The organism is Nocardia sp. alder85J (genome assembly GCF_020176955.2).
In the GTDB taxonomy this organism is placed as follows: domain Bacteria; phylum Actinomycetota; class Actinomycetes; order Mycobacteriales; family Mycobacteriaceae; genus Nocardia.
This window is the reverse complement of the sequence record NZ_JAIUCZ020000002.1, coordinates 16,238-30,409: the sequence shown is the minus strand read 5'-3', so window position 1 is coordinate 30,409 and position 14,172 is coordinate 16,238. Positions and strand designations below refer to the sequence as shown.

Below are 14,172 nucleotides of genomic sequence, written 5' to 3'. Positions count from 1 at the left end.
CCAGCGGCGCGATCAGGCCAGATCGATGACCTCGCCGGGCGACACCGCGTGCACCGGGCCACTGAACTGGGCCTTCGCCTCGGCGATGACATCCTCGCGGGCGGTCCACGGCGGAATGTGGGTGAGCAGCAATGCACCGACCTCGGCCTCGGCGGCGATCAGCCCGGCCTCGGTGCCGGACAGATGGATACCGGGCGGGCGGTTGTCCGGATCGTGGGTCCAGGACGCCTCGGCCAGCAAAACGTCCGCGCCCGCGGCCAATTCGAAGACCGCCGGGCACAACGCGGTGTCGCCGGTGTAGACCAGGGTGCGACCGGCCGGGCCGGTGATGCGCAGGCCGTAGGACTCCGGCGGGTGATACATGCGGCGCGCGGTCACGGTGTACCCCGCACCGAATGCGGTGGTCGCGCCCTCGGCCCAGGTGTGCAGATCGATCACGTCGGACCAGTCGTCGGATTCGCCGCCGACCTCGGCCGACGCGTTGCCGATGCGCAGCGCCGAATCCGTCGGCCCGCGCAGCGTGGCGCGGCCGCCCGGCGGATTCGGGTGGTAGCGCCGCCAGACCAGCAGGCCGGGCAGGTCCAGGCAGTGATCCGCGTGCAGGTGGGTCAGGAAGATGTCGACCTCGCCCGGATCCTGGAATCGTTGCAGCGCACCCAGTACGCCGGGACCGAAATCGATCACCGTCGGTGTCATCCCCGGCCCGGTGAGCAGATAACCCGACGCGGGCGAATCCGGGCCGGACACACTGCCCGAGCACCCGAGGACGGTGAGGCGCATGCCCACATGCTGCCACGCTGCCTGCTCGCTCACGATGCGATCCCCCCGATCACCGGGCCGCTACACCTGACCGAAGGGAGGCACGACCGGTGCAGGGGTGCCTTCGCGGCGGCGGCGACGTTCATCTCCGGAGAGTACCCAGCCGGCCAGCAATCCACCCACGGCGCCGAAAAGATGACCTTGCCAAGAGATTCCGGGTTGTCCGGGCAGCACACCCCACAGGATGGAGCCGTAGAACACGCCGACCAGCACACCGATCAGGATCTGCCAGAGGTTGCGGGTGAACAGCCCGCGCGAGATCAGATAGGTGAGCCAGCCGAACACCAGCACCGACGCGCCCAGATGGATCGTGCCGCTCGCGCCGGTGAGCCAGGTGCCGAATTCGCCGACCACCCAGACGATCGCGGTGGCGGCCAGGCCGCGGCCGATGCCGGTGAGCAGGGTGAGCAGCCCGAGCACGATCACCGGCAGCGTATTTCCGATCAGGTGCTCCCAATCGGCATGCAGCAGTGGGCCGAACGCCACCCCCTCCAGCCCCTCCAGGCTGCGCGGCCGCACCCCGCCCTGGTCCAGTTCGTGGCCGGTGGCGGTGTCGATACCCTCGATCGCGTACAGCAGCGCGACGAAACCCAGGGTCAGTACGATCGCCTGCTGCCACAGCCGGGCCAGCGCGCCGGGGCGCCGGTCGGTTCCGGCGTTGTCGAGCGTCATCGCCCACCACCTCTCCGCGGGGATCTCCCCCGAGGGTACCCGGCGGATCAGGCCCAGAGCTGGCCGTCGAGTTTCTCTTCGGCTTCTTCCAGGGTGCCGTCGTAGGCGCCGGTGGAGAGGTACTTCCAGCCGCCGTCGGCGACGACGAACGCGATGTCGGCGCGCTTGCCCGCCTTCAGCGCCTTGGCGCCGACACCGAGCGCCGCGTGCAGGATCGCGCCGGTGGAGATGCCCGCGAAGATGCCCTCCTCGAGGACCAGCTCCCGGGTGCGCCGCACCGCGTCGTAGGGGCCGACGGAGAACCGTGAGGTCAGCACCGATTCGTCGTACAGTTCGGGCACGAAGCCCTCGTCGAGGTTGCGCAGGCCGTACACCAGCTCGCCGTAGCGCGGCTCGGCCGCCACCACCTCGATGCCGGGCACGTGCTCACGCAGGTAGCGGCCGCTGCCCATCAGGGTGCCGGTGGTGCCGAGGCCCGCGACGAAATGGGTGATCTCCGGCAGGTCGGCGAGAATCTCCGGGCCGGTGCCCTCGTAGTGCGCCTGCGCGTTGGCGGGGTTGCCGTACTGGTACAGCATCACCCACTCCGGATTCTCGGCGGCGATCTTCTTCGCCATGGCCACGGCCTGATTCGAGCCGCCGGCCGCGGGCGAGCCGATGATCTCGGCGCCGAACATGGTGAGCAGCTGCCGCCGTTCCACCGAGGTGTTCTCCGGCATCACGCACACCAGCTTGTAGCCCTTGAGCTTCGCGGCCATGGCCAGCGAGATGCCGGTGTTGCCGCTGGTCGGCTCGAGGATGGTGCACCCGGGGCGCAGCCGTCCGTCGGCCTCGGCCTGTTCGATCATGCGCAGCGCCGGGCGGTCCTTGATGGATCCGGTCGGGTTGCGATCCTCCAGCTTGGCCCACAGCCGCACGTGATCGTCGCCGTCCCAGCGCGGCGACAGCGCGCGCAGACCCACCAGCGGCGTGTTGCCGAGGGTGTCGATCAGCGATTCGTAGCGCGCCACGGGTCAGCGAGCTCCGCCGGCGGCATCACTACTGCCGGCTCCACCGGCGACAGCCGGGAGGATGGTGACGGTGCCGCCCTCGGGCACCTCGGCCTCGAGCCCACCGGCGAAGCGGACGTCCTCGTCGTCGACGTAGATGTTGACGTACCGGTTGAGCTTGCCGTCGGACAGCAGCTTCGCCCGCAGGCCGGTGTAGTTGGTCTCCAGGTCGTCGATCACCGCGGCCAGGGTGGCGCCGCTGGCCTCGACCCGCTTCGCACCCCCGGTGAGGGTGCGCATGATGGTCGGAATGGACACGGTCACCGGCATGAGTACTCCTTGTTTCGTGTTCCGGTTGTCGATCCGACGGGCGTCAGGCCACGGTGTCGGAGTAGGCGGGGACGACCTGCACCGGTTCCTCGGTGATCACGCCGTCGCGGATGCGATAGCTACGCAGCTCGTGCTGCTCCGGATCACGGGTGGAGACCAGGACGTAGTGCGCGTTCGGCTCGGAGGCGTAGGAGACGTCGGTGCGACTGGGGTACGCCTCGGTGCCGGTGTGCGAGTGGTAGACCACCACCGGTTCCTCGTCCCGGTCGTCCATCTCCCGCCACACCCGCAGCTGCTCGCCGGAGTCGAAGCGGTAGAAGGTCGGCGAACGCTCGGCGTTCGTCATCGCGACGAACCGCTCGGGCCGATCGGAACCCTCGGGACCGGCGATGATGCCGCAGGCCTCGTCCGGATGGTCGGTGCGGGCATGCGCCACCATCGCGTCCACGAGGTCCGCCCTGATCACCAGCACAGTCGCCATCCTTCCGCTCACAGCCCGACACGCCCGGCCGAGGAGCCGTGCCGCTGTCGTCAACGGACCAGGATATTCGCCTATTCCCGGCACCCCACCCCCAGGTACCTCCCGCACCCCCTACTGCCGGGCCCGGTCCGGAATGCTGCTCCGCCCCGACGCGGCGACGACCTCCGATACCCGTTGCGCAGGCGAAATCTCGCGCCGCGGCGGCGTGCCAGGGAGTGCGGCCTCGGGCCGCCACGGAGGCCGGGTGCCCGGTGGTGCTCCGCTCAGGAGCCGAAAACCTCTGTGTAGGAAGGGATTCCGGCGATTCCATGGGCCGACAGCACACCGTCGACGATCGCCCGCTCGGTCGCCAGCGCGGCGGCGGCGCACAGGTCGGCGACGCGGAGGATGTGCGCCATCGGGGCCTTGGGGCCGTACTCCTCGGGGTCGAGGACGCGGGCGCCGGTGGCCAATGCGAAGAAGGTGTCGCCGTCCAGCGGGGTGTGGGCCGGGCGGACGGCCCGGGACAGGCCGTCGTGGGCAGCCATGGCCAGTCGTTTCGCCTCGCCGGATTCCAGGACGGCATCGGTGGCGACCACGCCGATGGTGGTGTTGAGCGAGGTGCCCTTCGGCGGTAGCGCGGCGGCCCGGGCCAATTGGTCCGGCGTGCCGGGGCTCAGGCCGAAGTGGTCGGCGCCGTCGCTGCCCACCCCCCACGGCAGTCCGGTGCGCGGATCGAAGACGGATCCGGCGGCGTTGACCGCCACCAGCGCCGCGACCGTGCATCCGGCGGCGGTGCCGTCGGCGATCCGGACGCTCGCGGTGCCGATCCCGCCCTTCAGCACCCCGGCCTGAGCGCCGGTGCCCGCGCCGACGCACCCACGTGCGACGTCCGTCCCCGCCGCGGCGGCGGCGCGGTAGCCGAATTCGGCGGTGGGCCGGATGTCCCAGGCGCCCAGCGGAAGGTCGAAGATCACCGCGCCGGACACCACCGGCACCACCTTCGCCGGATCGGCGGCGTCCATCGCGAGGCCCTCGCCGTGTTCCTCCAGCCAGCGCATCACGCCGTCGGCGGCGGCCAGCCCGTAGGCGCTGCCGCCGGTGAGCAGGATCGCGTGGACGCGGCGCACGGTGTTGTGCGGGTCCAGCAGATCCGTCTCGCGGGTGCCCGGACCACCGCCGCGGATGTCGACCGCCGCCGTCACGCCGCCGGGTGCGCGGATCACCGTGGATCCGGTGGCGGCTCCGGCGCCCTTGGTGGCCGTCGCGTCCAGTTCGTGGTGGTGACCGACGAGCAACCCGGCGACATCGGTCAGGGCGTTGCGCGGCCCGGTCTCGATCTTCATGTCCGACCGTTCACGAACTCATCGCCTGGAGCAGCGAATCCTGCATCCAGGTGAGCCAGTGGTAGACGTCCAGGTGCGGGGCGCGCGGATCGTGCGGGTCGAGATGGTCGGGGGTGTCGGCATCGACGCCGAGCGCGGTGCCCAGGGCGAGCCGGACGTCGTTGAGGGCGGTCAGCCAGGCGTCGGCCTGCTCGGGGGTGAGCACGATCTTGCCGCCGTGGGCGGGCAGCGTGTCCAGCAGCACCGAGCCGGCCGCCACCTTCGCCTCGATGATGTCGGGCTCGTGCAGGCTGCGCAGCGCGCTGTTGAGATCGGCGCGGTCGGCATCCGGCGAGCCCGGTTCACTGCGATGGAATTCCGGTAGCAGCCGGGCCAGTCGCGGATCGTCCGGCGGTGTACTGTTGCCGGTCCGTAACCCGGTGAGGGCGGCCAGATCGTCTTCGGGGGCGGAGCGGGCCCGGTCGGCGAGCAGGCCGGTCACCGCGCCCACCAGCGAACGCAGTACCTCGGCCTCTCGCGCATCCATTTCGGACCGCAGCTTGAGCCCGCTCAGCGAGTTCTTCCTGCTCCATTTGCGCACGGGCTTACGGTAGTCGCCCCGATCAATCGTCACGCTGCATGGTGGCCCAGAGTCCGGCCGCGTGTAGTCGTTGGACGTCGTGCTCCATCTTGTCCCGGGAGCCGGACGAGACGACTGCCTTGCCCTCGTTGTGGACCTTGAGCATGAGTTCGGTTGCCTTGGATTTGCTGTAGCCGAACAGCTTCTGGAAGATGTAGGTCACGTAGTGCATCAGATTCACCGGGTCGTCCCAGACGACCGTGACCCACGGCCGATCCTCGGCCTCCAGGATCTCGGTGACCTCGACCGCTTCAGGCGTTGCCTGCGCCGCCGACATCCGTTCGACAACGTCGGCCGGACAGACGACGACCCGGACAGCGTCCTCCATGCACAGACCCATAACCTTCAGGGTACGACTCGGCTCGCGGGAAACAACACTCGCGGCATGCGGATTGTCCTTTTCGAGATGACGGCCTCCACCCACCGCCGGGACGTGTCTACAGTGACGTGGTGGACACCTCGGATGCCAACGGCACCGCCGCGGCCAGTACCGCCCTACTGACCGATCAGTACGAACTGACCATGCTCTCCGCCGCGCTGACCGACGGGTCGGCGCATCGGCGTTGCAGTTTCGAAGTATTCGCCAGGCGTTTGCCAAATGGTCGTCGCTACGGTGTGGTGGCCGGCATCGGACGAGTGCTGGACGCCTTGGCCGACTTCCGATTCGGCGAAGCGGAACTCGCGGTGACGGCCGGGGTGCTGGACGACCGCACACAGGAATGGCTGCGCGAGTACCGCTTCGGCGGTGACATCGACGGATATCGCGAGGGCGAACTGTATTTCCCGGGCTCGCCGATCCTGTCGGTACGCGGCAGTTTCGCCGAATGCGTGTTGCTGGAGACGCTGATCCTGTCGATCCTCAACCACGACAGCGCGATCGCATCGGCGGCGGCCCGCATGGTCAGCGCCGCCGGGGGCCGCGGCATGATCGAGATGGGCTCGCGGCGCACCCACGAAATGGCCGCACCCGCCAGCTCCCGGGCGGCCTACCTGGCCGGATTCGACGCCACCTCCAATCTGGAAGCGGTGCGGCGCTTCGGCGTTCCCGGCGCCGGCACCAGCGCGCACGCGTTCACCCTGCTGCACAGCGGGCCGGACGGGCCGAACGAGGCCGCCGCGTTCCGCACCCAGATCGAGGCGCTCGGCCTCGGCACCACACTGCTGGTCGACACCTACGACATCGCCAAGGGTGTGGCCACCGCGATCGAGGTGGCCGGGCCCGGATTGGGCGGTGTGCGCATCGACTCCGGCGATCTCGGCGTGCTGGCCCGGCAGGTGCGCGACCAGCTGGACACGCTCGGCGCCACCGGCACCCGGATCGTGGTGTCCGGGGATCTGGACGAATACGCGATCGCCTCGCTGCGCGCCGAACCGGTCGACGTATACGGCGTCGGCACCTCGCTGGTCACCGGGTCGGGCGCGCCCACCGCCGGGATGGTCTACAAACTGGTCGAGGTGGACGGCACGCCGGTGGCCAAGCGCTCCAGCCACAAGGAGTCGCGCGGCGGCACCAAGGCCGCGGTGCGCCTGGCCCGCCCGACCGGCACGATCGTGGAGGAGATCGTCTACCCGGTGGCCGGGCCCGTCCCGGAGCCGGACGGTTTCGAGGCCCGCGAACTGCTGGTCCCGCTGGTGCGCGGCGGCCGGATCGCCGATGATCGGCACACGCTGCGGGAGAGCCGCGATCTGGTCGCGCGCGGCCTGGTGAGCCTGCCGTGGGAGGGATTGAAGCTGTCCGCCGGAGAGCCCGCGATCCCCACGACCTTCCTACAATGAAGCCGTGCCCGTTCGGTGCGGGCGAAACGAGGTGTGCGAGACCATGACTTCCCCGACCGGTACCAGGGCGCTCATCGTCGTCGACGTGCAGAACGACTTCTGTGAGGGCGGTTCGCTGGCCGTCGCCGGTGGCGCCGCGGTGGCCGAGCGGATCAGCGAGTATCTCGGCGTCGCCGACTACGCCACGATCGTGGCCACCCGCGACTACCACATCGACCCGGGCGCTCACTTCTCCGCGGAGCCGGACTACGTCGACAGCTGGCCGCCGCACTGCCGCGTCGGCACGCCCGGCGCCGATTTCCATCCCGATCTCGACACCGCCCGGATCGCGGAGGTCTTCTCCAAGGGCGCCTACAGCGCCGCGTACTCGGGTTTCGAGGGCAGCGCCGCGGACGGGGCCGGCCTGGCGAACTGGTTGCGCGCCAACGGGATCGAGACCGTCGACGTGTGCGGTATCGCCACCGACCACTGTGTCCGGGCCACCGCCCTGGACGCGGCCGCCGCGGGGTTCGGCACCCGGGTGCTGCTGGGCCTCACCGCCGCCGTCACACCCGCCACCCTGGACCGGGTGCTGGGCGAAATGCGTTCCGCCGGAATCGAACTCACCGGTAACCTGGAGTCCTGACCGGGCACCGGCGGCAGTTGTCGGCGGGTGGCAGTAGTCTGCCTGGGTGCCCGAACTCCCCACCGTCCCGGCCCTGCTGGCAACCGCCGTCGAGGCGCTCGGCGGTAAGGCGCGCACGGGTCAGCAGACCATGGCGGCGGCGGTCGCGCACTCCATCGACACCAAGGAACATCTGGCGGTGCAGGCCGGCACCGGCACCGGCAAGTCGCTGGCCTACCTGGTGCCCAGCCTGCGGCACGCGGTGCAGACCGGCCGCACGGTGGTGGTCTCGACGGCCACCATCGCACTCCAGCGCCAGCTGGTCGACCGCGATCTGCCGCGGCTGTCGGAGGCGCTGTCGAAGGCGTTGGGGCGGGTGCCCAAGTACGCGATCCTCAAGGGGCGCAACAACTATCTCTGCCTGAACAAGATCAACAGCGCGATCCCGGACGAGCCGGGCGACGCGGAACTGTTCGACGCGTTCGCCATCTCCAAACTCGGCCGCGAGGTGCAGCGGCTCAACGAATGGGTCTCCGACACCGAGACCGGCGACCGGGACGAGTTGGTACCCGGTGTCACCGACCGGGCGTGGCGGCAGGTCAGCGTGTCGTCGCGGGAGTGCCTGGGCAAGGGCCGCTGCCCGTTCGGGGTGGACTGCTTCGCCGAGAAGGCCCGCGCCGAATCGGGTCAGGCCGATGTCGTCGTCACCAACCACGCCCTGCTCGCCATCGACGCCATCAGTGGTGTCCAGGTGCTGCCGGAGCACGACGTGGTCGTCGTCGACGAGGCGCACGAACTGGTCGACCGGGTCACCGGCGTGGCCACCGCGGAGCTGTCGACGGCCGCGATCAGCGCCGCCGCCCGCCGCTGCGCCAAGCTGATCGACGAGCAGGAGGTCGACCGGCTGGAGGCGGCCGCGGAGTCCTGGCATCAACTGCTGGAGGAGCTACCGCCCGGCCGCTGGGACCGGTTGCCCGAGGGTGCGGCGCCGGTGCTGGCGATGATCCGCGACGCCGCCTGGAACTGCCGCACCGCGCTCGGGCCGCAGAGCGGCGGCGGTGCGGCGGCCGATCCGGAGGGCGCCGCGGCCCGCAATCAGGCGCTGGCCGGAGTGGAGGAGGTGCACGACGCGGCGGTGCGGGTGCTCACCACCTTCGAGGACGAGGATCCCGCGGCCCGCCGGGACGTGATCTGGCTGTCCGCGGAGGAGGTGCGGGGCATCGCCCGCCGCAGCCTGCACATGGCGCCGCTGTCGGTGGGCGGGCTGCTGCGCAGCCGGTTGTTCGGCACGTCCACGGTGGTCATGGCCTCGGCCACCTTGCAGATCGGCGGCTCTTTCGACGCGCTGGCCGTCACCTGGGGGCTGCCGCCGCAGTCGGGCCACACCGTCGATCCGGCGCTGGCCAACGGGGCCGAGGCGCCCTCGGATTCGGGCCCGGTGCGCTGGAACGCGCTCGACGTCGGCTCGCCGTTCGATCACGCCAAGTCCGGCATCCTCTACGTGGCCAAACATCTGCCCACCCCGGGGCGCGACGGCCTGCCCCCGGCCTATCTGGACGAGATCGAGCGGCTGGTCAACGCCGCCGGCGGTCGCACACTCGGCCTGTTCTCCTCGATGCGGGCGGCGAAGGCGGCCACCGAGGCGCTGCGCGGCCGCCTGGACACCCCGATCCTGTGCCAGGGCGACGATGCCACCGGCGTGCTGGTGCGGCGCTTCGCCGACGATCCGGCCACCTCGCTGTTCGGCACGCTGTCGCTGTGGCAGGGCGTCGACGTGCCCGGCCCGTCGCTGAGCCTGGTGATCCTCGACCGCATCCCGTTCCCGCGGCCCGACGACCCGCTGCTGGTGGCCCGGCAGAAGGCGGTCGAATCCCGCGGCGGCAACGGCTTTCTCGCCATCGCGGCCAATCACGCGGCGCTGCTGCTGGCGCAGGGCACCGGCCGGCTGCTGCGCAGTGTCGATGATCGCGGCGTGGTGGCGATTCTCGATCCCCGGCTGGTCACCGCGCGCTACGGCTCCTATCTGCGGGCCTCGCTGCCGCCGTACTGGGAGACCTCGGATCCGGAGGTCGTGGCGAAGGCGTTGCGGCGGCTGACGGCCGCCGCGGTGGGCACGGTGTGAAAATCACCATCCCGCACTACCTTCTGAACGGAAGTAAACTGGGCGGTGGTACTCCGATGTTCCCCCAATTCCCTCATCGGATGTGCCACGTCCCCGCGCCGCGCCCTGCAACCTGGCGCGGGGACCTGGGGGAAGGGGTGCATGCTACTCGGCGAGGAAGAAGAAGTAGCCGAGGAACACCGCCATCAGCACCCACATCACCGGATGCACCTCACGGGCCCGGCGCTTGGCCACCATCACCACCGGATAGAACAGCAGCCCCATCGCGATGCCGTTGGCGATCGAATAGGTCAGTGGCATCATGATCACGGTGAGGAATGCGGGTATCGCGTATTCCAGCTTGTGCCACTCGATGTCGCCGAGTGAGCGGGCCATCAGCACACCCACCACGATCAGCGCGGGCGCGGTGACCGCGGGCGCGCCCGCCACCACCGCGAACACCGGGAAGAAGAACATCGCCACCGCGAACCAGCAGGCCGTCGCCACCGCGGTCAGCCCGGTGCGGCCGCCCGCGCTCACCCCGGCGGTGGATTCCACGTAGGCGGTGGTGGTCGAGGTGCCGATGATCGCGCCCGCGGTGGTGCCGATCGAGTCGGCGGCCAGCGCCTGCGCCGCGCGCGGCAGTTTACCGTCGGGGCCGAGTAGTCCGGCCTGGTTGGCGATGCCGATCAGCGTGCCGGAGGCATCGAAGAAGTCGACGAACAGCATGGTGAGCACCACGATCGCCATCTGCCCGGTGAAGGCGTGCGGCAGGTGCACGATCGCCTGCCCGAAGGTCTGGTCCAGCCCGTGTGGGGTGTCGACCACCGCGTGCGGCAGGTGCACCAGCCCGCTGACGATGCCCACCACGGTGGTGGCGACGATGCCGTACAGCACCGCGCCGTGCGCGCCCAGCACCAGGAACACCACGGTCACCAGCAGCCCGAACAGGGCCAGCAGGGTGCTGCCGCGGTTGAAGTCGCCCAGATGCACCAGCGTGGCGTCACTGGCGACCACGATTCCGGCGTTCTTCAGGCCCAGGAACGCCACGAACAGGCCGATGCCCGCGCCGACGGCCAGCTTCATCTGCAACGGGATCGCGTCGATGATCTTCTCGCGAATCCTGGTGATCGCCAGGACGAAGAAGATCACACCGGACAGCAGGGTGCCCGACAACGCCTCCTGTCAGCGGATACCCATACCCAGCACCACCGAGTAGGCGAAGAAGGCATTGAGCCCCATGCCCGGCGCCAGCGCCACCGGGTAGCGCGCCCACAGCCCCATCACCAGCGTGCCGACCACGGCGGCGACCGCGGTGGCGGTGAACACCGCCTGCGTCGGGATGCCGCGGGCGCCGAGCGGGCCGTGGTCACCGAGCACGGCCGGATTGACCGCCAGCACATAGGACATCGCCAGGAAGGTGACGGTGCCGGCCATGATCTCGCGCTTCACGGTCGATCCCTGCCGCGAGATGCCGAAATACGCGTCGACGCGACCGCGGGACCGCGGCTGGACGTCGGTTGTCATCTGAGGTCTCCACACCGCCGAACGAAGGAGCTGCCTCCGGCACGGTAGCCGTCGCGACACGCCGGAGGGAAATCGCCACAGCTAACCAATGGCAATCGGTGCTGTCACCCGTTGTACGAGACGGACGTTCACATGCAATTACTGGGCAATTTACCGAAAGATTCACCTAAAATCCGACTTTCCTTGACCCATCCTGTGAGGGCCGTTACAAATACGTTATTCCGACCATCCGCGCCTCCGCGCCCGGCCCAGTGAGGAGTGCAAGCTGTTGGTTACCGATATCGTCGACGCGACCGTGGACCTCCCGGTCGCCCGCAGCGCTGTATGGAAGCTCCTGCGCGACCCGCACGTCTACCCCCGGGTCTTCCCGGGTATCGGGTCGTGCGAACAGCTCGGCACCGACCAGGACAGCACCCGGTTGCGGCTGCGTGTCGGCCGCGACGCCACCGACATCCAGGCCGTCGAGGTGCGGCTGACCGTCGGGCGGCACCTGGAGAATCTGGACCTGCGCTGCGCCGACGGCGCCTTCGCCGCGATTCGGCTGGACGAGAACGGCAGCGTCCGGCGCACCCGCGTCACCGTCACCGTGTTCGCGGCCGATCGTGTGCATCCGGTGGTGGCCTCGGCGAGCAACCGGGCCGTCGCCGACTGGGTGACCGCGGGCCTGCACCGGCTCGCCGATCTGGTGCGCGGCGCACCCACCTCGACCGTCACCAACGCCGAGGACACCTCGCTGCGCCAGCAGGCCGGGGTGGCGCGGCAGATGGTCGCCACCGGCGTCGTGCGCACCTACCGGCTCGACCGCGGCCTGCGACAGCTGGGACGACTGGCCAAATGGGGGTTCACCCTGGCCGGCGGGTACGCGGCGGGCGCGGCCCATTCGCCGCATCGCTTCGCGATCGTCGACGACCACGGCGACCGCACCTTCGCCGAGGTGCACGACCGCACCCACGCGCTGGCGAGCGCGCTCGCCGACCTCGGTTACGGGCCCGGCGACACCGTGGGTGTGCTGTCCCGCAACCACGCGGAGATGGTCGAGATCATGGTCGCCGCCGGGAAACTCGGCGTCGACGCGGTGCTGCTCAACACCGGGGTGGCGGCCGCGCGGCTGGCGGAACTCGCGGACAAGCATCGGATGGCGGCCATCTTCGCGGATCCCGCGCTGGAATGGCTGGTGCGGTATCTGCCGCCGGAGATCCCTCGGTTCACCACCACCGGGCCGCCGCCCACTTCGGAACGTCTCACCGTCGCCGATCTGATCGCCGCCGGGGCCGGGACGTTCGAACGACCGGACACGCCGGGGCGCGAGATCGTGCTGACGTCCGGCACCAGCGGCTCGCCGAAGAGTGCTCGGCGGCCGCAGCCCAAAGGGTTCGGGACGGTGGCGGCGCTGCTGTCGCGAATTCCGTTGCGGATGAACGAGACCATGCTGATTCCGGCGCCGCTGTTCCACACGTGGGGGCTGGCGGCCTTGCAGATCAGCACGCCGCTGCGGGCGACGGTGGTGCTGCCGGAACGCTTCGACGCCGAGGACTGTCTGCGGCTGATCGAGGAGCACGGGGTCTCCTCGTTGATCGTCGTGCCGGTCATGGTGAATCGGATTCTGGATCTGCCCGACCATGTTCGTGATCGTTACGACCTGTCCAGTCTGCGGGTCGTCGCGAGTTGCGGGGCGCCGCTGTCCGAGGCGGCGGTGTTGCGGTTTCTCGACGGGTTCGGCGACATTCTCTACAACGTGTACGGGTCCACCGAGGTGTCGTGGGCGACCATCGCGGATCCGGCGGACCTGCGGTTGTCACCGGCGTGTGCGGGGCGGCCGCCGCTGGGCACTCGGGTGGCGGTGCTGGGGCCGGATCGGCGGCCGGTGCCGATCGGCGCCACCGGGAGCATCTTCGTCGGGAATCACATGTTGTTCGACGGGTATACCGATGCGCATGCGCCTGCGGAGGCTGATGGGATGCTCGATACCGGTGACGTGGGGTATCTGGATGCCGGTGGGCGGTTGTTCGTCGCGGGGCGGGGGGACGAGATGATCATCTCGGGTGGGGAGAATGTATTTCCCCGGCCTGTGGAGGAGGCGCTGGCACACTTGCCGCAGGTGAGCGAGGTGGCGGTGGTGGGGGTGCCGGATCGGGAGTATGGGCAGCGGCTGGCGGCTTTCGTGGTTGCCCGGGATGGGTCGCGGCTCGATGCGGATATGGTGCGGGATTACATTCGGCATCGGCTCGGGCGGTTTTCGGTGCCTCGGGACATTACTTTTCTGGATACTCTGCCGCGTAATGCGACGGGCAAGATTTTGAAACGGACGTTGGCTTGAAGGGGGTGGGGGCTGGGTGAAGTATTGCGCCTGGTGTGCCGGTGGGCTGGGCCGGAGTCAGTAGCCGGGTCGAGCGGGGCCGGACCGGAGTTGGAGGTGCGGGCACTGAGGGTTTTGCCTTCTCGGTGGTGACCGGCTGTGTTTTTGGCCTCCGCTTCGCTCCGGCGGGTTCTCGGCCCCTCAGTCTCGATTCTTCCCTCCTCCGCTCCTCCGCTTCGCTCCCCCGCTCCGTCAGTCCAGAATCGAGACGGGCCGAGAACAGTCGGGCAGCGGGCCTGCGGCGAGAAAGTCGGCGACTGTCTGGCGGATTGGCACGAAGTTCTCCTGATCGGCGAGATATTGTCAGGACCTTATGGATCGGCGAGTTTCAGGCGGCCTCCTTCTCGGCTGATCGGTCGGCCGGGCGTTCGACGAGTTCGCCCTTGACGAAGGTGGCCCCGGTACGGACCAGCGGGACCAGGTGGGCGCCGTTGATGGCGCGCCAGCGGGCCTCGGGCAACCACTGGAGTGTCTGGCCGGAATTCGTGGACGGGGCCCAGGGTGGGCAGGCGTTGAGCCTGCTCGTTGGGGCTGGATGGGCCCGGCCCTGGGGCGATTGCTCTCGGGGAGGTA

13 protein-coding genes and 1 pseudogene are annotated in these 14,172 nt (G+C 69.7%); 4 read left to right on the top strand and 10 right to left on the bottom strand.

The window, feature by feature from the left end; translation table 11 throughout:
• Positions 1-12: 12 nt before the first annotated feature.
• The 8 genes from LBW94_RS06635 to clpS all read right to left on the bottom strand — a co-directional run bounded on the left by LBW94_RS06635 (position 13) and on the right by clpS (position 5,563).
• A complete protein-coding gene (locus tag LBW94_RS06635; protein ID WP_225057491.1) occupies positions 13-780 on the bottom strand; it encodes a cyclic nucleotide-degrading phosphodiesterase in 768 nt (255 codons plus the stop codon).
• Positions 781-840: 60 nt separating this feature from the next.
• The gene (locus tag LBW94_RS06630) at positions 841-1,491 is read right to left on the bottom strand and encodes a rhomboid family intramembrane serine protease (RefSeq protein ID WP_225057313.1); all 651 of its coding nucleotides are present in this window, start codon (positions 1,489-1,491) and stop codon (positions 841-843) included.
• Positions 1,492-1,538: 47 nt separating this feature from the next.
• Positions 1,539-2,501: a PLP-dependent cysteine synthase family protein gene (locus tag LBW94_RS06625; RefSeq protein ID WP_225057312.1), complete on the bottom strand. Its 963-nt coding sequence runs from the start codon at positions 2,499-2,501 to the stop codon at positions 1,539-1,541.
• Positions 2,502-2,504: 3 nt separating this feature from the next.
• Positions 2,505-2,810: a MoaD/ThiS family protein gene (locus tag LBW94_RS06620; RefSeq protein ID WP_225057311.1), complete on the bottom strand. Its 306-nt coding sequence runs from the start codon at positions 2,808-2,810 to the stop codon at positions 2,505-2,507.
• A 43-nt stretch (positions 2,811-2,853) separates the two neighbouring features.
• Positions 2,854-3,282 carry a M67 family metallopeptidase gene (locus LBW94_RS06615; RefSeq protein ID WP_323137796.1) on the bottom strand — a complete coding sequence of 143 codons (429 nt, stop codon included), beginning with the start codon at positions 3,280-3,282 and terminating at the stop codon, positions 2,854-2,856.
• Between the two features lie 272 nt (positions 3,283-3,554).
• Positions 3,555-4,616 carry a P1 family peptidase gene (locus tag LBW94_RS06610; RefSeq protein ID WP_225057309.1) on the bottom strand — a complete coding sequence of 354 codons (1,062 nt, stop codon included), beginning with the start codon at positions 4,614-4,616 and terminating at the stop codon, positions 3,555-3,557.
• A 10-nt stretch (positions 4,617-4,626) separates the two neighbouring features.
• Positions 4,627-5,196 carry a DUF2017 domain-containing protein gene (locus LBW94_RS06605; protein WP_225057308.1) on the bottom strand — a complete coding sequence of 190 codons (570 nt, stop codon included), beginning with the start codon at positions 5,194-5,196 and terminating at the stop codon, positions 4,627-4,629.
• 22 nt (positions 5,197-5,218) lie between these two features.
• The gene (gene clpS, locus LBW94_RS06600) at positions 5,219-5,563 is read right to left on the bottom strand and encodes an ATP-dependent Clp protease adapter ClpS (protein ID WP_416276864.1); all 345 of its coding nucleotides are present in this window, start codon (positions 5,561-5,563) and stop codon (positions 5,219-5,221) included.
• 122 nt (positions 5,564-5,685) lie between these two features.
• Here clpS and LBW94_RS06595 point away from each other — a divergent pair, with 122 nt between their 5' ends.
• The 3 genes from LBW94_RS06595 to LBW94_RS06585 are packed head-to-tail and all read left to right on the top strand — an operon-like array spanning position 5,686 to position 9,737.
• A complete protein-coding gene (locus LBW94_RS06595) occupies positions 5,686-7,011 on the top strand; it encodes a nicotinate phosphoribosyltransferase (protein ID WP_225057307.1) in 1,326 nt (441 codons plus the stop codon).
• 43 nt (positions 7,012-7,054) lie between these two features.
• Positions 7,055-7,636 carry an isochorismatase family protein gene (locus LBW94_RS06590; protein WP_225057306.1) on the top strand — a complete coding sequence of 194 codons (582 nt, stop codon included), beginning with the start codon at positions 7,055-7,057 and terminating at the stop codon, positions 7,634-7,636.
• Between the two features lie 46 nt (positions 7,637-7,682).
• Entirely contained in the window at positions 7,683-9,737 is a 2,055-nt protein-coding gene (locus tag LBW94_RS06585; protein ID WP_225057305.1) for an ATP-dependent DNA helicase, read from the top strand.
• A gap of 144 nt (positions 9,738-9,881) precedes the next feature.
• Here LBW94_RS06585 and LBW94_RS06580 read toward each other — a convergent pair.
• Positions 9,882-11,243 (bottom strand): annotated as a pseudogene (locus tag LBW94_RS06580) (NCS2 family permease).
• A 268-nt stretch (positions 11,244-11,511) separates the two neighbouring features.
• Between LBW94_RS06580 and LBW94_RS06575 the strand changes: the two are divergent.
• Complete coding sequence (locus tag LBW94_RS06575; protein WP_225057304.1) at positions 11,512-13,560, top strand: AMP-binding protein; 2,049 nt, start codon at positions 11,512-11,514, stop codon at positions 13,558-13,560.
• 367 nt (positions 13,561-13,927) lie between these two features.
• Here LBW94_RS06575 and LBW94_RS06570 read toward each other — a convergent pair whose 3' ends face one another.
• Complete coding sequence (locus LBW94_RS06570; protein WP_255634210.1) at positions 13,928-14,059, bottom strand: hypothetical protein; 132 nt, start codon at positions 14,057-14,059, stop codon at positions 13,928-13,930.
• Positions 14,060-14,172 lie beyond the last annotated feature (113 nt).